The following is a 19,265-nucleotide window of genomic DNA, read 5'->3' as shown; positions in this document are numbered from 1 at the left end:
TGGTTCCTAAACACGCGATACGTTGTTTCTTCGATTCTATTATTTATTCGCCGCGCTTGAAGACCCAGAACACTCTAGGCGCCAACGCTGAGTGGTTTCGTAGTGGGCACGGCTCATGACAAGCGCCATGCGCTCGCACTCCTCAGGATTGAGAGGGGTAGAGGCACCGTATTGAGATTGCGTAAAACCATATCTAATAATGACATAATGTACATTATCGGATCAGCATATTAGATTGAGCCCTTTGTGGTCGAGGGTCTTTTGCCCTAACGCCGCTCGATTCGCGCATTCAGCTGAAATATTTACCAAAGCGATAGCGTTTATGCGTTTAGACTACGAGCAAGTTCGAAGAAAGGAAAACAGATGGCAGATCGCGCACTACGCGGAATGCAGATTGGCGCTAAGTCGCTAGAGACCGAAGATGGCATCGTTTTTGCTGATCGCCAGCAGCGTCGCTACCAGTGCGAAAATGGGCACGTTTTTGCGGTGACGATGTCGATCGATTCTGAGCCGCCAGCAAACTGGGAATGCCGTTGCGGTTCGCCCGCCGAATACCTTGGCGATGCGGAACCTGAAGAAGAAAAACCAGCAAAACCACAGCGTACGCACTGGGACATGCTTCTTGAGCGTCGTAGCGAAGAAGAACTCGAAGTTTTGTTGCAGGAGCAACTTGAGGTGCTTCGCCGCGGCGAGTTACGCAACGGCGTTGCCTACAGGCGCTAAGCAAAGGTAAAGATTAAGCAAAGCTTGCAGTGAGCATTGTGGTCAAGCAGCGGAGCACCTCACAGAGCCCCTCTTGGCCCCCAAAAAACGCAGATTTGATCTTGCCCACTCCTCCCCCGCGGTCATATATGATCGCGGGGTTCTGCTTGCACCTCGGGTTCGTTTACACGGAATAGTCGAAGCCGCTGATGTCTTTCTTCGAGGCCACGTCGTCCTCGCGCAGGAAGTCCATCTGCTTGATTCCTCGAATTGCTGCCACGATCGAGATTGGGAAGGTAACCACCATCTGGTTCAACAAGCTGATATTGGAGTTCACGATCCGTTTAGAAGCAGCGAGCTGGTCGTTTTCCTTTGCAATCTCACTTTGGAGATTCAGGAACTGCTGCGAAGAGAGCATCTGCGGGTAGTTCTCCCCCACTGCGAAAATATTTCGCAGTGCATTGTCCTGAGAGACCATTGCGTCATTCATCTCTGCAACCGACGCCCCACGGCGCAGTTTTACGATGTTCACAAAAAGCTTCTCTTCATGCTGCGCGTAAGACTTCGCTACCTTCAGCATTTCCAAAATAGTGTCATACCGCTTGGCAAGAGCAATATCGACGTTCTTCTTCGACTCTTCAATAATGACCAGGTAGCGCGACATCTGGTTGCTTTTTGCAATAAACCAAAAGACGATCAACAATAAAATGATCGCAACGGTAAGCCAAATATACAAGTAAGAATTCATTGATTCTCCATTCACAACTGGGAATTAACCTTATCTAACAACGTGTAAAACTGGCCGAGCTGATTCTGCACCTTTTTATACTCGCCACTAAGAGAAAGACTTTCAATCTCTTTTCGGCTAGAGGGACGCTTCAGAATATGGGCGTCCGTGTAAAACGAGACCGCAACCCGTTTCTCATCCATTGTCACAGTAATTGGGCAGCCTTCCCTATACTCCACAAGAGTTCTAAGCAGGTATGGATTCAAGAGCGTGCGGCTGGAGACCTCATCAGTGCAATAGACATTGAACGTCTCATTGAACCGAATGTCTTCCGTCTCAATCTTCAGTTCACCATCCTGGGCTTTGGCATAGCCTTTTTGTTTTTCTCTGCCAAACAGCCCACGAGTTGTGGGCACGATGCGGATGTGGCCGCGCAGTCCCGTGGGATACTCAGCGGTCAGCACCTGCCCATTAAAGTCCTCCACGGTACGCGTATTACCGTCGGAGTCCTCGTACGTATGATAGGCCCACAAATTGCAAAACTCCGTGCGCCTTTCATCATTGAACATAATGTGGCAGTTTGGCGAGTAGCTCTCCGCTCTTGGAGTAACTACTTTCAAAATACGCTTCTCAATGCCGCTGTTGTAATCAACCTCCGCGTTTGGAATAACCTCGTGGAGCACTGGAAGTAAGAAGTGTTCCACATAAGACGCCGTAGTTTTATTTCTGATTGCTGTGCGCTGCTTGTTCCAAAAATAGATGAGGGCTGCGAGTGCCACCATTATGACGGTTTCATTTCGGAGCCAGAACACCAGAATAACTAGCGTAGGAATCCCAATCCACAGCATCTTGTACTGCTCTGACACGCTGGAAACCATGCCCGCCTTGATCTCATTCAACACGGCTTGTTTCTCTGGTGAACTTTCGATTTGTTCGATCCGTGCAAGCACCGTGGAGTCCGCGAAGAATGGATGCTGCTCAGCCATGTTGCGATTCCCCCGTGGTTTCAGCCGTACTGGATCATCATAATTGCTCCGTTGAGCTAAGTAAACATAGCGCCCAAGTTAAGCCACAACTGCAACAGGGTTACGATTTGTTGAACTTAGCGGGCGTACCTTATTTCACTACGCCTGGAAACAGTTCGTATAAACCCCGCAAGCATCAAGAGTCCGCCCAGTGTCATAACCGCATAATTCAGGTACTCGCCCCACCTTGCACTGAATGTGAGGCTGGTACGGAGGGGCACTTCTTCAACAATCCAATCGGCGTGGTAAAGGTCAGTAACTTTGAGTACGGTTCCGTTGGGTCGCACGATAGCCGATACTCCATTAGTGGAAACCTGCATGGCGGTGCGCGACATTGACATGGCCCGCAATCGCACCATCTGGAGTTGCTGCGTGGACTCCGGGGTATAGCCAAAAGACGAATTATTCGTAGGAACAAACAACATCTGCGCGCCCAGCTGCGTGGCCTCACTGAAAATGCGTTCGTAAGCGGCCTCGAAGCATATTCCAACGCCCATCGTGAGCTCTTGATCCGCCAAATCAACCTTCATGACGCCCGGCTTAGTACCCGGGAGCATATCGGTAGATACCTTCGCAGTCTCCTTCGACAGGATCGACAGGTACTCGCGCATCGGTATATATTCACCAAAGGGTACAGGCAGCTGCTTTGTATATATGTCGCCTACAGAACCATCGGGATACCAAACTAGGGCTTCGTTCCAGCGAGCTTCGTCCTCATAGCGCACCACGCCTACAACGAGGGGTACACCGGCACGCTTTGCCAGCCGGTCCAGCATTGCCCTCGCTTTAGCGTCACTACGCGGGTCGCGGTCCATCGAGTTCTCGCCCCACAAGATCACGTCCGCTTTCATACCGGAAGCCAGCGCCTCCTCGGTGGTCTGTACGTGATTCTTCGTGACCTTCAAATACTGCTTGAATGTAGCATCCGCGGGTAGCTCAATATTGCCCTGGATCACGCCTACACGCAGAGTACCCGCCTCCGCGCGTCCATCAAGGGTGAGCATAAACGGTGATGCTAGTAGCAACGCGGCAACAATTATCGCGCCCACGCGTTGAAGCGGCCTGGCGTCTAGTGACGGCACCAGAGAGATGGAGCGACGAATCAACACTGACGAGGTCACTATAACGAGACCGATTGTGACCTCCGAGCCCCAAGGGGCAAGCGTTTGCAAAGGCGCATCAACCTGCGAATACGCGAGGTAACCCCAGGGGAAACCGCCAAATGGCACACGGCCACGTAACTGTTCGACTGCTACCCACAGCAGACCTACGCTTAGTGCATAAAGCAGGGCAGATCGTTGCAACACGCTAATCTGACGTATGCACGCTACCGCGAGCCCGAATACGGCCAGAAACAGAGCCTGCACTGTTGCCAGCGCGAACCATGGCAAATAGCTTCCCACCGAGACCGTAGCCCACCATATGTGGGGTAAGAAAAACCCGAGGCCAAACACGAAGCCATACCAGGCGGCTCGGCCTGCCCTCGACCTATCCAGCGCGGAAACCAGGAGGATTATGGACGGGAATACCAGGAACCAGTACGAAAGATCCGGAAATGCCGCCCACATCAGTGCCGCCGCGGCCGCGATTTGCGTGTAGTCGAGGAAGCGGCGACGTTTAGGAAGATATCCGCTCATGCGGAGCCCTCAGCCAACGCCACTACCGAACGCCGGATGGAGTCGGCGGCCGTATGTGCATTGGTCCGCAATGGTTCGCTAGCACTCGAAGCAATTTGCCCAAGCGCGTCGATCACCTGGCGACACCAGCGCACCCAGTCCCCTGGCGGTAAATCTGCGCTGCGCACGGCAGAGGCGAGGTCATCCCCCATCACCCACCAGTAGATTGCCGGCATGATGCCGTACTCCAGTGGTCCGGTGCTAGGCGCGTGCGCGTCGTTTTCGGCCCGGTTCACATCTTTCAAAATCCGCTCTAAGTCGCGTAGCGCACGGGCCAAGGCACCGGATGGGCCACCGGGGATGTCCGCCTCGGGATCGTGATCTTTACGCGGCTCAAAAACGCACGTTGAGACGGCCGCGGCGAGCTCTGCGGGAGAGAGTTCATCCCAAATCCCTGCGCGAATCGCCAACGCCGTAACCAGATCGTGTTCGCCATAAATACCACGCAGAATCTGCCCGGCTTCAGTAACCTCTTCCCCGTGCAATGCGCCTACTCGATCCAGAACATCCACAATCCGGTCAAACCTATCCGACAGTGAGGAGGTATCTGCCTCGATCTTGTCTGCAAGACGCAGATAATCTCGGCGAGCACTTAGCCAAGCCCTCGCTATGCGGGCATGCTCGTCACGATCAGGGCAAGAGTGCACCGGATGGTTACGCACCTTACTCTCCAGGCGGTCAATCTCAGCTTGAACCGCACGCGGGATACGCATCTTCTTGCGTTTGGGCTCAGCGAGACGGCCCTCTTTACGCATGGCCCTAAGCTCGGAAGAAATTGCCGCCTTGAAACGTGAAGGCCGGCGAATATGGTTCTTCTTAATCCGCATGTGGCCAAGAACAGAGATTCCATGCGGGAATGAATCGGCAGTGACTATATGGACGCGCCCATCCGCGCCAATTACTTGCACGGACGGCCCGTTTCGGCCCGGCCGCGGATCATGCACCACAATCGCATCAATACTCCGTTTGCGCCCCGGTAGTGCTACCACTTCACCCACGCGCAGTTTTGCGATTGCGCGGGCAGTGTCAGCCGACTGGTTTGCCACCCGCAGTTTTGCTGAATCCTTCTGCAACCGGGTCAGGTCATCGCGCGCAATAAAGTAGGAGTGTGCATCACCCAGCTCGCACTCGAAACCATGATCGAGCTCTTTCATCCGCTCCTTTGCTAGACGCGTTTCGCGCGCTACCCCTACCAGTTTTCGGTCAGCCTGGAACTGCGCGAAGGATTCATCCATAACCTCGCGTGCCTGTGCCAACGTTCCCGCAGCCGCCAGGTTAACCACCATGTTGTAAGTGGGACGGAATGCAGAAATCAGTGGGAACGTGCGCTTAGAGGAAAGGGATGCGACCTCCTCGGGCACAATATCGGAGCCGTGCACCACCACCGCGTGGCCCTCAACATCGATACCTCTCCTACCCGCACGGCCAGTCAGCTGTGTGTATTCCCCCGGCGAAAGATCCACGTGTGCAATGCCGTTGAACTTACGGAGCGAATCAAGAACCACGGTTCGCGCCGGCATATTTATGCCCAACGCCAGTGTTTCCGTTGCAAAAACAACCTTTATCAGACCAGCGGCAAAAAGTTTTTCAACCGTTTCTTTCATGACCGGTAGCATTCCCGCATGATGAGCGGCAATACCCGCTTCTAGCGCGGCGACCCATCGCGCAATACCTAGAACCCCGAGATCCTCAGCCGACAGTGAAGATACGGCCTCATCCACCACCGCCGCGATTTCTTGTGCCTCCTGCCGAGTGGTGAAACTAACCCCAGCGCTGTAAACCGCGTCCAGGGCGTCCTCGCACCCCGCACGTGAAAAAATGAAGAAAATCGCGGGAAGCAGATGGGCCTGCTCAAGGGAAATCACTATCTGTGGCTTGGATACGCGGCTGGCTCTGCGTCCGGCTCCACGCATTCGCCGTCCGCCTGCCAGGCCACGGACAGCCTCATGTGGTGAACGCGACTGGATGCCCTGCGACCTAGCGATGGCGTGACGTAGCTGCGGATTAATCTTGCCGCGCAACGCATGTCCACCTTCACGGGTGGGCTGATACAAGTCGTAAAGCTTACGCTCTACCATCATGTGCTGGTATAGCGGGACGGGGCGCACCTCAGACACGATTACGCTACAACCACCGCGCACCTGGTCTATCCAAGCGCCAAACTCCTCCGCGTTCGACACGGTTGCCGAAAGAGCGACGATTTGTACGTGGCTTGGCATGTGAATGATTACTTCTTCCCACACCGGCCCGCGGAAACGATCAGCCAGATAGTGGACCTCATCGAGCACTACCGCACCAAGATCGGTTAGGTCTGTGCCCGAATAGATCATGTTGCGCGCAACCTCGGTGGTCATAACCACCACGGGAGCATCTGCATTAAGCGAAGTGTCGCCAGTTAGTAATCCAACATTTTCACTGCCAAGCTCGGCCACGAACTCGAGATACTTCTGGTTGGACAGCGCCTTAATGGGCGTTGTATAGAACGCGCGCTGTTGCCGGCGTAGCGCCATGTGCAGGGCGAACTCCCCCACCACGGTCTTGCCTGAACCCGTTGGAGCCGCAACAAGAACGCTACGCCCCTCCTCTACTACTTCTAGAGCAGCGCGCTGAAAATCGTCCAGCTCAAAATCAAACTGACTGGCAAACTGGGCGCGCGCAGTTCGCGCATACTCGTTTCGTTTTTTCGCCGCCCGGTAGCGTTCGGCAGCGGAGAGTTCCTGATTCATTCCGCGCTCTCATCCTTCGCGTCCAGCCGTGCCAAAGCGGCATCAAGTTCAGCCTCTTCCTTCGCCATCTTCCTATCATGTCGCCGGTCATGAATATAGGAAATCCCCACAGCTACAAAGTAGAGAGCCAACATAGCTAGCGCCTGGAACGTCATATTCCAAGGGTCAGGCAGCGGATTAGCAAGGGCTGTAAACACGAATGCAGACACTACCGCCCAGCGCCATGCCTTTAGCATCGAAGAGGCGCGAAGCACGTTCATCTGGTTCAAACCAACCATCGCGAGGGGCACCAAAAACGATATGCCGAACACAATCACGAGCCGCATGTAGAAGCTGAAATACATCGAGGAGCGCATAAGCATGACAGCTGAGTTTGGCGCGAACGATGTGAGGATACTAACCGCATGCGGCATGATCCAAATGCCAAAACCTGCGCCCGTAGCGAACAGGATGGCACCCGCGATCGTGAATATCACCGCGTATATCTTTTCCCGCTTCTTCAACGCGGGAGCAATGTAAGCCCAGATCTGGTAAACCCACCACGGAGTGGTTAGTACAAAGCCCGCAAACAACGAAATTTTCAGCTTCAAATCAAAAGCGGCCGAAACCGTCTCAAAGTTGAGATCCGCGCTCACACCACGGGCACGCAGATCACGCAAGGGCTGCGACATATAGTCAAAAATGTAGGGGTAGAGGAACCAGCCGACCACCGCCCCCACCGAAATACCTAGAAGGATGTATATGAGGCGGCGCCGAGCTTCCCTTAAATGATCAACGAGGGGCATTCGCCCCTCGGGATCACGTTTCGTAAGCTTTGCCATAACCTGTAGCGTTATTTATCTTCTTGATCCGAGTCGGAAGGCTTTGGAGAAGGCTGCTCTTCGTCCGTTAGCTCCTTCATTTCCTTCTTCAAAACCTTCGCGGACTTACCGAGGTTCTTTGCAATCTCAGGTAGCTTTGACGCACCAAAAACGATGATCAAAATAATCAGAAGCACAATGATGTGCGAGGGTTTAAATGCGCCCATGTTTCCTCCAAAATACGAAATATTAACTTCATTCTACTTTACTGATTCCATTCACCGCGAAAGAAGTCACGGTTGGCACGCGCCGTCTTTGCCCGCTCTCTCGCCGCCTCTAAAATGTCGGGCCGGTTCGTATCTTCAATCCACGGAGCTACCATCAGCATCTGCGTTGCCATCCACTGCTGGTCGAAAACTTCGAATACCGCGCGCATTTTCTTGTTGTACTGCTTGATAGTCGCGTTTGTCTCTACAGCAGACTTGCCCCGCGGCTCGATAAACATCCAAACTTTCTCACCTCGGTCCTCCCCGCCGGCTTCCGTGGATGCGACCTCTTGACCAGCGCGAATGTTCTCCATCCGGTCCAGGCGGAACGCGCGTTTTTCAGCCTTATCCAAATCTATTGCTTCCACGATCCAATTTGGCCCAGCTTGTCGCAGGCTCAAAGGGTACACATTTCGTTCACTCAGATGATTTGCGTTGCTCACGTATTTGAACTGAAGTGAAGCGCTTTCTCTAATCGCCTGCTGGATGGTTTCGCGATGGCTTGCAACCTGCTCATCCTCAAAAGAAACCAGTTTGGAAAAGTCCAGTTTTAGACCGCGCGGGGCAAGCAGCTTAAGCGCCGCGCTGAAAGTGCTCTCGCGCATGTCAGTGGGAAGAAGGTAAGACAAAAAGATAAGGCCGGTTACGAAACCGATCGTTTCATCATCAGACAGACCAATCTTTTCACTCACCCGGTTCATGTCTTGGAAAGTGACGTAGTTACTCTCTTCAAACATGAACCAGTCCAGGCCGAGGTCTTCATCCGGTGCCCCATCACCAAACCATGCTTCCCCTAAGGTCACCACCGCGGTGCGGACTGAACTTTCGCTCACTCCAAAGCGGCCCGCAATTTCGCTTACCTCTGCGCCACCGACCTCTTGCAACCAGGCGAGGATCGTGAACATGAGCGTGTCTTTGTTTGGATTAGCCACTACTCCCCCAATGCGTCGATCCTGCGGTCCACTGCGCTCACTAGTGCGGGCGGCCCAAGGACCACGATATTGTCGATCTCGCCCAATAGGCGCTCTAACCAGATTCCGAGGGAACCAGCTCTGCCCTCATGGATCTCCCAGCCCTGCGGAGCCTCCACTTCAGTAAGACTGGTGTGCTGCCGGGTCAGCAAGGCCGCGCCCTCTTTAATCGCAAGTTCTGGCGTAATAAGGAAGAGGCCGCGGTCATCATCTGGTGAAGGGGCTGTAGTGATGGATTCGTCCAAAATCTCAATGTTGTCCTCGTCGACGCGAGAGAGCCTAAAAGTACGCTTCTCCTGTCGCCCGCGATCAAAACCGCACATGTACAAGTTGCCGTCTTGGAGGAACAAGTACCACGGTTCAACCGTTCGTCTAACGGTTGAACCATGTGGTTTGTTATAGGTGAAAGCCACCGGTTTTCCCTCGGTCACTGCCCGAGCGAATGCGGCCACGGCTCGCAGTCCGCTCAAACTGGTTTGCGGCATGCTTCCCGGATTATTCAAGATCGCGTGCAGGCGAGCGGAGAAGTTTGGCTCCCTTTCTTTTGACCAAAGTCCCCCGGCTGCGTGGACCAGAAGCTCTTCTGTAGGCGTCAAATCTGCTTCGAGGCCCGTGCCCTTTTCAAGAATGTAAATCTCATTACCCTCGTGATTCACGCCGGTTTTCAGATTGAACCCCATGTCTTTCAACGTAGCCTTGTCGCGAGTGAACAGGCGTTCACGCGCCGAGCCCTGCACCTCATACCCGGGGACGAGATCAAAAATCTGGGTTGCGGTCAGCCCGAGCTCACGCTTAGACAAAGCCAATATTAGGCCCAGAAGGCGCTGTCCTCGCGACGTATCAACATTCATGCTTTCACCCTAACCGCTATGCTAGGCGTGTGTTGCAACGAAATGCCAAGGTCTTGAAACTCGCGCGTTCCTGGGGCCGCGCAACCGAACTCGACGCAGAAATTACGGCTGCGCCCGAAGGCGCTACATGCTTTCTGCCTGGCACAACCGTCCGCGCCGTCGCTCTTACTGAGCTGGTTGGACAAATCGGTTTAGGCGATAACATTCGGATCGACTGCTCCGCACTGGCAAAGAACCTTGGCACGGGAGGTTATGCCACTGTCTTATCTGGCTCTCGACTACCCGCTGATTCCTTGCCCGCCGCCGGCCACATCGTGAAGGCACGCTACATGCCCCACCAGCACGTTGTGCAAAGCGTTGAAGAGCCGGACTCCCCGCATCATCAGATCATGGCTGAGGCCACCTGCCTTGAAGGAGCTCCCGTACTTGTAGCGGACCTGCATTCCGCTGTTCCTGCCGTAGTGGCAGGAATTCGCAGCCAAGACCCTACTTCTCGCATCGCATACGTCTGGGATGACACAGCCGCTCTCCCCCTCGCGTTCTCCATGAGCATCGCAAAAATGAGAGAGTGCGCAGACCTCGATTGCACTATCACCAGCGGGCAAAGCTTCGGAGGTGACCTCGAGGCTGCCTCCATGCCATCAGCCCTCCTAGCCGCCCGCCACGTGGCGAAGGCCGACTACATAGTGGTGGCTCAAGGACCCGGCAATCTCGGAACCGCCACCCGTTGGGGCTTTTCTGGCACGGCCACCGCCCAGGCCCTCCACGTGGCGCACGCTCTTGGCGGCAAACCCATTCCCGTTGTGCGCGCCTCGCAGGCAGATCCACGCCCAAAACACCTGGGGATCTCCCACCACACGCTCTCAGTGCTGAACCAGCTGGTGCTCATTCAGCTTGACGTGCCCATCGTGGATAGCAACTCTCTTAACCTATCCGAGGCCGCTAAAACAGCACTTGAGAATGGCGCCCGAGCGATCGCGCAGAGTCATACCGTGCACCGCGTGAGTAGCAGGAGCGCCCTCGCCTGTCTCAAACACACAACTGTTCCACTTCGAACGATGAGTAGAGGATTGAGCGAGGACGCGCTCGCATTCGCCGCTGCAAGTGCCGCTGGGATCTACGCCGCTAGTGGGCGGCAACCCCGCTAACTAGGCCACAGGTGCTCTAGAGGCGCGAGGCTGAAAGTTCTGTAACCAGGATGCCGCGGGCACCCGCATCATAGAGCTCGTCCATAACGCGGTTGATGTCGCCGCGTGGAACCACCACGCGCACTGCCAGCCAACTCGAGTCAGCAAGTGGCGAGATCGTAGGCGATTCAAAACCTGGCGCCACCGCAACTGCCGCAGCCATGTCCCGCTCGTGCACGTTGTAATCGACCAGCACGTTTGCGTGGGCACGCATCACGCCATCCAGCCGGCGCTGGAGGACCTTTACCTGCGGATCGTCGCGGTATTCCTCACGCCCAATCAAGATGGCCTCGGACTGCAACAGGATTGGACCGAACACTTCCAATCCCGCGGCTCGTAGCGTTGAGCCAGTTTCCACAACATCGGCAATCACGTCCGCAACGCCCAGCTGAATGGAGGATTCTACTGCTCCATCTAAGTGCACGACCTCGGCGTCAACGCCCTCTTTTTCCAAGAACTGCTTCACAAGATGGTCATACGAGGACGCCACACGCTTACCCTCGATGTCGATAAGCTCGCTCATTTTGCCCGCAGGAGCCGCAAAGCGGAACTTTGACTTGGCAAAACCAAGCTGTTGGAACTCAACGGCAGGCGCACCGGAGTCAAGCAGGAGGTCACGTCCGGTAATACCGACGTGAATCGTGCCTTTACCCACGTAAACCGTAATATCGCGCGGGCGGAGCAGGAACAGTTCGACGTCGTTGAGGTTGTCAACGAGCACGAGCTCCTTACCTCTGCGGTTTACCTTGTATCCAGATTCGCGCAGCATCTCTACTGCGGCTTCGTGTAGCGAGCCCTTATTGGGAACAGCAATTCTTAGCATTAGAGCTTCCTATAAATATCTTCTAGGGAAATACCTTTTTTAACCATCATTACTTGCGTGTGGTAGAGCAGTTGCGAAATCTCAAGCGCGGCGTCATCATCCGACTCGTATTCACAGGCCATCCACACCTCGGCAGCCTCCTCAACGATCTTCTTCCCGATCGCATGGACACCCGCATCAAGCTCCGCGACCGTTCCAGAGCCTTCCGGCCTCGTTACCGCTTTGGTGGATAGTTCGTTGAAAAGTTCCTCAAATGTCTTCATGAAATTGATGATAACGAAAAGTGGGCGCGGAACGAGTCCGCGCCCACCAGTAGAACACTGAGCCAACTACTTAATGAAGTCGTTAGTCACCGTTTCATCGAGTTTAACGTCAGATGCTAGCAGGCCATCCTGCGTTGCCAAGAAGTCAAGCATGGCCGCCCAAGTATCCAGATTCTGGCGCATCGTCACTTCGCCGTCCTTCTCAAACAGCTTATTGGTAGCAACGAGGGTTGCCTTTGCCGCGTCCGTTGCACCGGGAGCAGACAGATTCGGATCGTACCCCTTGGTCACTTCAACAGCTTTATCCGGGTCATCAACACACAGTTGCTTAGCCTGGCGAAGGCCTTCCAGAACTGCCTTGACCAAGTCGGGATTCTCCCTAGCAAACTTCGAGGTCGTAACAACGTTCGCACCGATAAGCGGTAGCCCGCCTTCTGGCGACATCTCAAGCTCACGCACACCCACATTCGCAAGTCCAAACTGGACCGTATCGTTATTAGTGAAGCCCACAACAGCCTCTACTTCTCCTGCCTGGAGAGCAGCGAGCTGGGTGAAACCAATCGAAGTCAGCTCAATATCGTTCACACTCATGTTGTGCGCGGCCAGGGCAGACAGCAGGCCGTACCAGTTGGAACCGAACTCGCCCGGCAGGCCAACCTTACGCCCGCGCAGGTCCTCGAAGGTCTTAATGTCCGAGTCTTCCTTGACAATCACCACCACCGGGTACTTCGCGTAATACTGGCCCACAGATACCAGGTCCATACCCTGTGACCTCGCAATAGCCATCTCATCACCAGTGGCCACCACCATGTCCTCTTCACCTGCGAAGAGGGCCGTGAACAAGCCCTCGTCGGATCCGTGGTGGCGGATCGTCACATCGGCGCCCTCGCCTGCAAAATATTCTTCCTCAACGCCTACGTATGCGGGAGCGAACTGGACGTTTGGGATGTAGGTAAGGCCCAACGTGACGGGGCTGGCGGTATTCTCACTGCCCTCAGTTGGAGCCTGTGCCGGACCTTCAGCGGGCGACGAACACCCGGCAAGAACGAGCGCACTAAGTGCCAACGTTGGTAGTGCAAGCCGCTTCAAAAACATTATTTTCCTCTCCAAGACTATCGACGAGATGTATTAACGAGCTTCGATTTGCGCTCCACCGTGTAAATCAAGGAATAAACCGTCATCGCCATTACGCACAGAAGTGAGATAGTCACAAACATTCCGCTTGTATCTAAACTGTTACGTTGCACGGTGAGGACCGTTCCAAGTCCGGCCCCTCCCATAACCATCTCTCCAACGACAGCGCCGGTCACCGACAGGGTGAAACCATTGCGCAGACCAGCCAGGATTGACGGTAGTGCGAGGGGGATTTCCATGTAGAGCAGTAGAGTTAGCCCGGATGCTCCGTCGAGTCTGGCTGCCTCCATGACTTCCACGTCAAGGTGGCGTAGCCCGACCGTGGTCGAGACCAAAATGGGGAAGAAAACCATCAGTGTGCATAGTGCAACTATGGCGCTCGTGCCGTAACCGACCCAGAGGACGAGTAGCGGAGCTAGCGCGATCGCGGGGATCGCCTGCGTAGCGCCGAGGAATGGTTCCACCGCAGCTGAGAACACCTGGGACCTGTAAATCAGGTAAGCCATGGGAAGCGCAATGAGGGCACCGAAGAATGAGCCGAGTGCGGCCTCCTTCAGCGTCACCCAAAGTGCTTGCCACAAAGCGGTGCTAGACAACGATGAGATAAGACGCGTAGCGAACTCGGCAGGGCTGGGAAGCATCCAGCTCTCTACGCCCTCTTGAATGGTGATCAGCCACCAGCAAAGGAGCAAAAAGAGCCCAAACACCAGGGGCGCTCCAAACGTGAGCACTGCTGGGCGTCTGCGGCCTGGCCGGGTTGACACGCTATCTTGTCCGTTCCTCGATTAACTCGTCCGGGCAGACAAGGCACAAGCCAGCTTAAGATAAGCGAGCTCCTCCCATCCGGACTTTAACCGTCGGTGCTGGAGTTTCACCAGCTCAACCGCCGTAGCGGCTCGCGGACTTTAACCGCCGGCTCGGAATTACACCGACCCCGGAGCACAATCCAATGTTACACGGCAAGCACAAAAAATACTTGCCCAGCACATTTTCTCAGTGAGCGTGCATAGCCTCGGACGCTATCCGGCGAAGCTGCTCGACCTCCTCATATGCATCTTCCGCGCGGAATACGGCTGAGCCTGCAACAAAAACATCTGCTCCGGCCTCGGCTGCAATCTGGATGGTCTCCCGATTCACGCCGCCATCTACCTGGATTGCGATCTCTACGCCAGCTTGCTTCGCGGCTTCGCGTACACGGCCGATCTTCTTCATCTGCGAATGCAAGAACGGTTGCCCGCCGAAACCAGGCTCTACCGTCATGACTAGAATCATGTCGAATGAAGGCAAGAGATCCACGTAGTCGTGGATGTCCGTGGTTGGTTTTAAACCCAATCCAACCTTGGCACCCTGCTTGTGGATCTCATTTGCCAGACGTAGCGGTGCTTTGGCGGCTTCGGCGTGGAAGGTCACCGAGGCAGCACCTGCCTCGGCATATGCGGGCGCCCAACGGTCCGGGTCTTCAATCATCAGGTGGCAGTCCACCGGCATGATGTCCTTAGCAATCACGGCCTCCACAACGGGCAGACCCCACGTAAGGTTTGGCACGAAGTGGTTGTCCATGATGTCCACGTGCGCGAAGTCTGCGTTGCGAATTTTGTGTAGCTCTCCGGCAAGGTCTGCAATATCGCAGTTGAGGATCGAGGGGCTGATGGTTGGTTTCATTCTTCTCACCTAATTCTCTTGATAAGGGCAAGGAACATGGCGTCCGTGCCATGAACGTGGGGCCACAATTGCACGACGTCTCCCTTACCCATTTTCACGCGGGTTAGTTCAATTTCAGTCATTGAGATTTGGTCAATTGCCGAGGCAGCGGAAAGGAACTCAAATTCCTCTCTGCCGGTAATGCGTTCCATCTGGTCGATGGTTTCTTGTTTGTGAGGCGAGCAGGTGATGTACGCGAGCACACCACCTACATTCAGTGCGTCAAGGCCAGAATCGATTAGTTCGCTCTGGAGTTTCACGAGGTCTGCAACGTCGGTAATCTGCTTGCGCCAACGTGATTCTGCACGCCGGCGAAGAGCGCCCAGGCCCGTGCACGGGGCGTCCAAAATGATGCGGTCAAACTTCTCTCCGCCCAGGTCTCGCCCGTCGCCCACCTGTACAGTAACCCCAGTGAGCTGGCGAGTTGTAGCTTCAACTAGCTTCGCGCGATGTTCTGATACCTCGTTGGCTACAAGGTGTGCTCCCCTGGCATCCGCGATTGCGCCAACTAGGCCTGCCTTCCCTCCGGGACCAGCGCACATGTCGAGCCACCGCACATCGTCATTTTCCACCTCGGTTTCGGCGAAAGCCGTGGCCACAAGCTGCGAGCCCTCGTCCTGCACCGCTGCGCGCCCATCGCGAATCTCTGGCAGACGCCCGGGGTCTCCTCCCCCAATAACTACCGCCCATTCGGAGTAGTCACCTGGGCGGGCGCTGGTCTTCAAGAAATACTCCACGTCCTCGGCCAGATCGATCGGCAGAATCAGGCCTGGGCGCGCACACAGCGTGACGGAAGGATTCACGTTGTCTACCGCCAGTAGGTCTTCCAGTTCACGCGGGTCGCGCCCGTGCGCCCGCAGAGCACTGGCCAGCGCCCGAATAATCCACTGGGGGTGCGAGTAGATGATAGAGAGGCGCTCGGCATCGTTCTCGATGCGCTGCATCCGCTTTTCCCACTCGGCCGGTGAGTGTTCTGCCACGGAGCGCGCTACACCGTTTACAAACTTCTCGCTGCCCCTCTCACCTACCTGTTTTGCAAGTTCTACCGCCTCGGCAACCGAAGCGTGGTCGGGTACACGCATATGCAGGATCTGGTGGGCTGTCATCCGCAAAATAGCGCGGACCTCTGGATCCACATCCGCGATCTTGCGGTTCATGCATTGGCTTAGCACCCAGTCGATGCGATCGCGGTATCGAAGCGTGCCGTAAACCAACTCGGTTGTCATACCCGCGTCACGCGGAGATAGCCGGGCTTTGGTGAGCATGGGCGGCAACACGAGGTTTGCGTAAGCGCCTTCAGTTTCAATTTTGAGCAGCGCCTCGTAGGCGACTCGGCGCGAATCTTCTACGCCGCGAGGGCGACGCGCCCGAGGAGGTCTGTTATCTCGGCGATATTCCATCAGTTCTCCTTGCCTTTCAAAACCGCGCCTTGCTCTAGCCTGGCTCCCCTGGCCCAATCAGCTGCTGCCATATGTGATTTACCAGCCGGCGCCACGGTAATCAGTTCCAGCCATGCGTCTGCGGTCGCAACGAATACAGCGTTCTTTTCTATACGTAGCTCGCCTGGTTTTCCACCTGGCTGATCCGTCATTTTCGTTGCCAGAATTTTTAGTCGCTTCCCGTCAGGAAGCATCGCGTAAGCACCGGGAGCGGGCGCGAATGCACGCACCTGATTGTGTACCTGCAGTGCAGGTTTAGTGAAGTCGATTGGCAAATCGTCACGGGTAATACGGTGGGCGTAGGTTTCTCCGCTCTCGTTTTGCACCCGCGGGTTCGCAATGCCCATTGCGATGGAATCAACCACGTCCACAACGTCTTTAGCCCCAATCTGCGCTAGTTCGGCAAGTAGCTCGCCGCCGCTAATATCGGGGTCAATTTCTACCGGCCGAGTTGAATGCACCGGTCCGGTATCCAGCCCTTCTTCCAGCTGGAAGACGTCAACGGCAGTAACCGTATCGCCCGCCTCGATAGCGCGTTGAACCGGCGCGGCCCCACGCCAGCGTGGCAAAGCCGAAAAGTGCAGGTTAATCCAACCGTGGTCGAGGCCTTCCAAAGCGGTTTTGGGAATAATCGCTCCGTAGGCCACAACAACGCCGAGCTGAGCTCCGGTTTTTTGCACTTGCTCCAAAACCTGCGGGTCTTTGAACGAATCCGCCTCAATGACGTGGAGGCCATTCTCACTGGCCCACTCTCCCACTTCTGACGGGTAGAGAGTTCGGCCACGACCTCGCCGAGCGGGCGAACGAGTTAGTACACCCACAACCTCATGATCGGATTCGGTCAAGGCCGCAAGCGTTGGGATTGCAACTTCTGGAGTGCCAGCAAAAAGGATCTTCACTCTAATAGTCTATCTTGATTGGTCTTTGAATCTGTCTGGCGCATATTAAAGAAGGCTCGCGGGGTTCACATGAACGCTTACCGCGCCTTTACGGCCCATGCTTCTTGCAACTTGAGTAGCTTTCACCGACTCAATGAAGGTTGGCGTTGCATCCCACGGGCACCTGTAAATGGCGCGGCTTTGATCGCGGCCGTATGTTTTTTGCAGGTCACGTCCCTCCCTGGCCGCCACTCCAACGAGCTGGCACCTACCGGGCACGTTTACTTCCTCAATAAAAGAAGCAACGTTCTTCCTGTCTCCATCGATCGCAACCATGCACACAGCGGGGAAAAAACCGAGCAGTTCACGTTCATCCAGCAACTGCATTGCGAATCCGAGAGGGTCGCGGCGCACGAGCGAGCCACGAATCATCGGATCACGAACGCCCACCACGATCATTTTGCCATCTGGCCTAGCCAGTGAATGAATGTTCATCCACCTGCGCATCGCTTCAGCGGGGGCCCAAAGTTCCGGGCGTCCCAGGATTGCCCAAGCGTCTAGCGCAACCACGGCCGCATACCCTCCGGGCGTAACGGGCTCCATGCCCGGTGTGGCGATTACTATTCCGCTCGGCTTCACAAACTCGGTAACGGGCGTATCTGCACTGGACATTTCGATAATGGTCCGAGGGAAAGCACGCCCGAATTCCTCGGCAGTTCGCACTGATCCCACCCGGGCCGATCGCCAACTTGAGCTACCGCACTTGACGCATCTCCAACCCACCTGCGGACGGTTACACCACATGCAGGACAGTCCCCCGTTTGCGAACGCCCGTAGCGGCCCATGGCAAGCATTACACCGTGCGCTTTGATCGCAACGGCTACAGGCGATGACCGACACATATCCGCCGGTTGGAACGTGCACCAGCACGGGACCTACGTCCAATGAGGTGCGAATGAAACTTTGTACCGAGGGAGGAATCCGCGAGTGGCCGGCAGGACCTTCTCGTTCCATATCAAACTCGTCGGGTACCTCAATGATTGCCGTTTTAGAGCGGGTAACTTCTCGGTCTGCAACTAGCGGAGCTGCCCAGCCGGAGCGCACCAGTTGTGCTTCTGGTACAGAAATCGACGGACCTGCACTCACCAGGGCGCATCCTTGCAAGTGTGCTCTGCGCATCGCGATCTCGAGAGCCGACAAGTACGGCGCCTGTTGGTCAGTCAGCCTGTCATCGCCCGCGTCCCATACACTAATCAAACCCAGATTAGGCACGGGCGCATAAACGGTAGACCTCGTGCCGATCACCACGTCGGCCTCACCCGCTCTAATCTCCAGATAGGAACGGTACTTCTTATACTGTGAATCAGATGCCCGCTGGTAGACCACCCTCCAGTGCGTCTGCGCAAAAACGGCTTCCATCGCATCCACGTCCCGAGCCGTAGGCACCACAATCAGCGTGCGCCGCCCAGACCTCGCGGTTGCCTCCACAAGATCTAACAGCGGGTGATGCTCCAATCGCGCAGGGAGCACCCTCGGCAACGTAAGCCACACAGCGCGTGGAGATTCGCCCTTGCCAATACGCTCAAGAAACGCATGGCCTCCCGCATAGTAGCTCCACGACGAGGAAAACTCGCCTCCCGTGGGATCACTGACATCAGCTACTTCATTGCTCCAGCCGGAAATAAACGCCTTTTCCGCCCCCGCGTGCCTGCTTGGCACCATGGCTGTCAGAACCTTAGAGACAGCGGTAGCATTGCGTTTTGCGAGGTCTTGAGCAAGTGTAATCATCTGCTGATCCACTAGCGGTATTGCGGAAACCACGCGCTCTACAGGCGCAAGTTTGCCCTTAAAGTCAGAATCTTCGCCGACTTCAAGGACGAAACCATTCATTCTTCGCCCTGCGAGCTTCACCCGCACGAGTGAGCCTACCTGGACCGGCTGGCCTGTAGCCTCGTAGTCGAAGAGCCTGTCTAGGTGAGGCACCGCGGTATCGACGAGCACACGGGCCACTCGTCTTCCCAGTAGTGCTTCAGGCTGATTCGACATGGCTTAATCGTATCGTGCACCGCAGACATTTATTTTGCTCAAAGTAATAG

Annotated in this window: 18 protein-coding genes and 1 riboswitch; of the genes, 2 read left to right on the top strand and 16 right to left on the bottom strand. The window is 55.5% G+C overall.

The window, feature by feature from the left end:
* The first annotated feature begins 363 nt into the window (after positions 1-363).
* Complete coding sequence (locus HMPREF2854_RS05785; RefSeq protein ID WP_070620262.1) at positions 364-723, top strand: RNA polymerase-binding protein RbpA; 360 nt, start codon at positions 364-366, stop codon at positions 721-723.
* Positions 724-886: 163 nt separating this feature from the next.
* On the opposite strand, the gene HMPREF2854_RS05780 is transcribed toward HMPREF2854_RS05785, so the two are convergent.
* The 8 genes from HMPREF2854_RS05780 to HMPREF2854_RS05745 all read right to left on the bottom strand — a co-directional run bounded on the left by HMPREF2854_RS05780 (position 887) and on the right by HMPREF2854_RS05745 (position 9,744).
* On the bottom strand, positions 887-1,450 hold the full coding sequence (locus HMPREF2854_RS05780) for a LemA family protein (protein ID WP_070620260.1): 564 nt from the start codon (positions 1,448-1,450) through the stop codon (positions 887-889).
* An 11-nt stretch (positions 1,451-1,461) separates the two neighbouring features.
* Positions 1,462-2,415 carry a DUF3137 domain-containing protein gene (locus tag HMPREF2854_RS05775; protein ID WP_070620259.1) on the bottom strand — a complete coding sequence of 318 codons (954 nt, stop codon included), beginning with the start codon at positions 2,413-2,415 and terminating at the stop codon, positions 1,462-1,464.
* A 116-nt stretch (positions 2,416-2,531) separates the two neighbouring features.
* Entirely contained in the window at positions 2,532-4,091 is a 1,560-nt protein-coding gene (gene lnt, locus HMPREF2854_RS05770; protein WP_070620256.1) for an apolipoprotein N-acyltransferase, read from the bottom strand.
* On the bottom strand, positions 4,088-6,856 hold the full coding sequence (locus HMPREF2854_RS05765; RefSeq protein WP_070620254.1) for a DEAD/DEAH box helicase: 2,769 nt from the start codon (positions 6,854-6,856) through the stop codon (positions 4,088-4,090). Before HMPREF2854_RS05765 ends, lnt begins: the two co-directional genes overlap by 4 nt.
* A complete protein-coding gene (gene tatC / locus HMPREF2854_RS05760; protein WP_070620251.1) occupies positions 6,853-7,677 on the bottom strand; it encodes a twin-arginine translocase subunit TatC in 825 nt (274 codons plus the stop codon). Before tatC ends, HMPREF2854_RS05765 begins: the two co-directional genes overlap by 4 nt.
* 11 nt (positions 7,678-7,688) lie before the next feature.
* Positions 7,689-7,883, bottom strand: coding sequence for a twin-arginine translocase TatA/TatE family subunit (tatA, locus tag HMPREF2854_RS05755; RefSeq protein ID WP_070620248.1), 195 nt, complete (start codon positions 7,881-7,883; stop codon positions 7,689-7,691).
* A gap of 38 nt (positions 7,884-7,921) precedes the next feature.
* Positions 7,922-8,854: a helix-turn-helix transcriptional regulator gene (locus tag HMPREF2854_RS05750; RefSeq protein WP_070620245.1), complete on the bottom strand. Its 933-nt coding sequence runs from the start codon at positions 8,852-8,854 to the stop codon at positions 7,922-7,924.
* Entirely contained in the window at positions 8,854-9,744 is an 891-nt protein-coding gene (locus HMPREF2854_RS05745) for a helix-turn-helix transcriptional regulator (protein ID WP_070620242.1), read from the bottom strand. Before HMPREF2854_RS05745 ends, HMPREF2854_RS05750 begins: the two co-directional genes overlap by 1 nt.
* Positions 9,745-9,773: 29 nt before the next feature.
* Between HMPREF2854_RS05745 and HMPREF2854_RS05740 the strand changes: the two genes are divergently transcribed.
* Positions 9,774-10,892: a DUF3866 family protein gene (locus HMPREF2854_RS05740; protein WP_070620239.1), complete on the top strand. Its 1,119-nt coding sequence runs from the start codon at positions 9,774-9,776 to the stop codon at positions 10,890-10,892.
* 16 nt (positions 10,893-10,908) lie between these two features.
* On the opposite strand, the gene hisG is transcribed toward HMPREF2854_RS05740, so the two are convergent.
* From hisG to HMPREF2854_RS05700, 8 genes are all read right to left on the bottom strand, one after another.
* Complete coding sequence (gene hisG / locus HMPREF2854_RS05735; protein ID WP_070620236.1) at positions 10,909-11,754, bottom strand: ATP phosphoribosyltransferase; 846 nt, start codon at positions 11,752-11,754, stop codon at positions 10,909-10,911.
* Complete coding sequence (locus tag HMPREF2854_RS05730) at positions 11,754-12,017, bottom strand: phosphoribosyl-ATP diphosphatase (protein WP_034507902.1); 264 nt, start codon at positions 12,015-12,017, stop codon at positions 11,754-11,756. The genes hisG and HMPREF2854_RS05730 overlap by 1 nt, the downstream gene beginning before the upstream one ends.
* 66 nt (positions 12,018-12,083) lie before the next feature.
* Positions 12,084-13,112, bottom strand: a complete 1,029-nt coding sequence (locus HMPREF2854_RS05725; protein WP_070620233.1) for an ABC transporter substrate-binding protein — start codon at positions 13,110-13,112, stop codon at positions 12,084-12,086.
* Positions 13,113-13,129: 17 nt separating this feature from the next.
* Complete coding sequence (locus HMPREF2854_RS05720) at positions 13,130-13,915, bottom strand: ABC transporter permease (RefSeq protein WP_070620230.1); 786 nt, start codon at positions 13,913-13,915, stop codon at positions 13,130-13,132.
* A gap of 63 nt (positions 13,916-13,978) precedes the next feature.
* Positions 13,979-14,097: riboswitch (FMN riboswitch) on the bottom strand.
* A 47-nt stretch (positions 14,098-14,144) separates the two neighbouring features.
* Positions 14,145-14,813, bottom strand: a complete 669-nt coding sequence (gene rpe, locus HMPREF2854_RS05715; protein WP_070620227.1) for a ribulose-phosphate 3-epimerase — start codon at positions 14,811-14,813, stop codon at positions 14,145-14,147.
* 5 nt (positions 14,814-14,818) lie between these two features.
* Complete coding sequence (locus tag HMPREF2854_RS05710; protein WP_070620224.1) at positions 14,819-16,252, bottom strand: transcription antitermination factor NusB; 1,434 nt, start codon at positions 16,250-16,252, stop codon at positions 14,819-14,821.
* Positions 16,252-17,190 carry a methionyl-tRNA formyltransferase gene (gene fmt, locus HMPREF2854_RS05705; RefSeq protein WP_070620221.1) on the bottom strand — a complete coding sequence of 313 codons (939 nt, stop codon included), beginning with the start codon at positions 17,188-17,190 and terminating at the stop codon, positions 16,252-16,254. The genes HMPREF2854_RS05710 and fmt overlap by 1 nt, the downstream gene beginning before the upstream one ends.
* 45 nt (positions 17,191-17,235) lie before the next feature.
* The gene (locus tag HMPREF2854_RS05700) at positions 17,236-19,215 is read right to left on the bottom strand and encodes a primosomal protein N' family DNA-binding protein (protein ID WP_148130909.1); all 1,980 of its coding nucleotides are present in this window, start codon (positions 19,213-19,215) and stop codon (positions 17,236-17,238) included.
* Positions 19,216-19,265: the final 50 nt, after the last annotated feature.

Source organism: Actinomyces sp. HMSC075B09 (genome assembly GCF_001812395.1).
Taxonomy (GTDB): domain Bacteria; phylum Actinomycetota; class Actinomycetes; order Actinomycetales; family Actinomycetaceae; genus Gleimia; species Gleimia europaea.
The sequence above is the reverse complement of the archived record's forward strand: the minus strand, read 5'-3'. Positions and strand labels throughout refer to the sequence as shown.

Coding starts and splice junctions, on each gene's coding strand:
- hisG (WP_070620236.1), bottom strand. CDS start 11,754: ATGCTAAGAATTGCTGTTCCCAATAAGGGCTCGCTACACGAAGCCGCA.
- HMPREF2854_RS05780 (WP_070620260.1), bottom strand. CDS start 1,450: ATGAATTCTTACTTGTATATTTGGCTTACCGTTGCGATCATTTTATTG.
- HMPREF2854_RS05710 (WP_070620224.1), bottom strand. CDS start 16,252: ATGGAATATCGCCGAGATAACAGACCTCCTCGGGCGCGTCGCCCTCGC.
- HMPREF2854_RS05725 (WP_070620233.1), bottom strand. CDS start 13,112: ATGTTTTTGAAGCGGCTTGCACTACCAACGTTGGCACTTAGTGCGCTC.
- rpe (WP_070620227.1), bottom strand. CDS start 14,813: ATGAAACCAACCATCAGCCCCTCGATCCTCAACTGCGATATTGCAGAC.
- HMPREF2854_RS05785 (WP_070620262.1), top strand. CDS start 364: ATGGCAGATCGCGCACTACGCGGAATGCAGATTGGCGCTAAGTCGCTA.
- HMPREF2854_RS05700 (WP_148130909.1), bottom strand. CDS start 19,215: ATGTCGAATCAGCCTGAAGCACTACTGGGAAGACGAGTGGCCCGTGTG.
- HMPREF2854_RS05745 (WP_070620242.1), bottom strand. CDS start 9,744: ATGAATGTTGATACGTCGCGAGGACAGCGCCTTCTGGGCCTAATATTG.
- tatC (WP_070620251.1), bottom strand. CDS start 7,677: ATGGCAAAGCTTACGAAACGTGATCCCGAGGGGCGAATGCCCCTCGTT.
- tatA (WP_070620248.1), bottom strand. CDS start 7,883: ATGGGCGCATTTAAACCCTCGCACATCATTGTGCTTCTGATTATTTTG.
- HMPREF2854_RS05730 (WP_034507902.1), bottom strand. CDS start 12,017: ATGAAGACATTTGAGGAACTTTTCAACGAACTATCCACCAAAGCGGTA.
- lnt (WP_070620256.1), bottom strand. CDS start 4,091: ATGAGCGGATATCTTCCTAAACGTCGCCGCTTCCTCGACTACACGCAA.
- HMPREF2854_RS05765 (WP_070620254.1), bottom strand. CDS start 6,856: ATGAATCAGGAACTCTCCGCTGCCGAACGCTACCGGGCGGCGAAAAAA.
- HMPREF2854_RS05775 (WP_070620259.1), bottom strand. CDS start 2,415: ATGGCTGAGCAGCATCCATTCTTCGCGGACTCCACGGTGCTTGCACGG.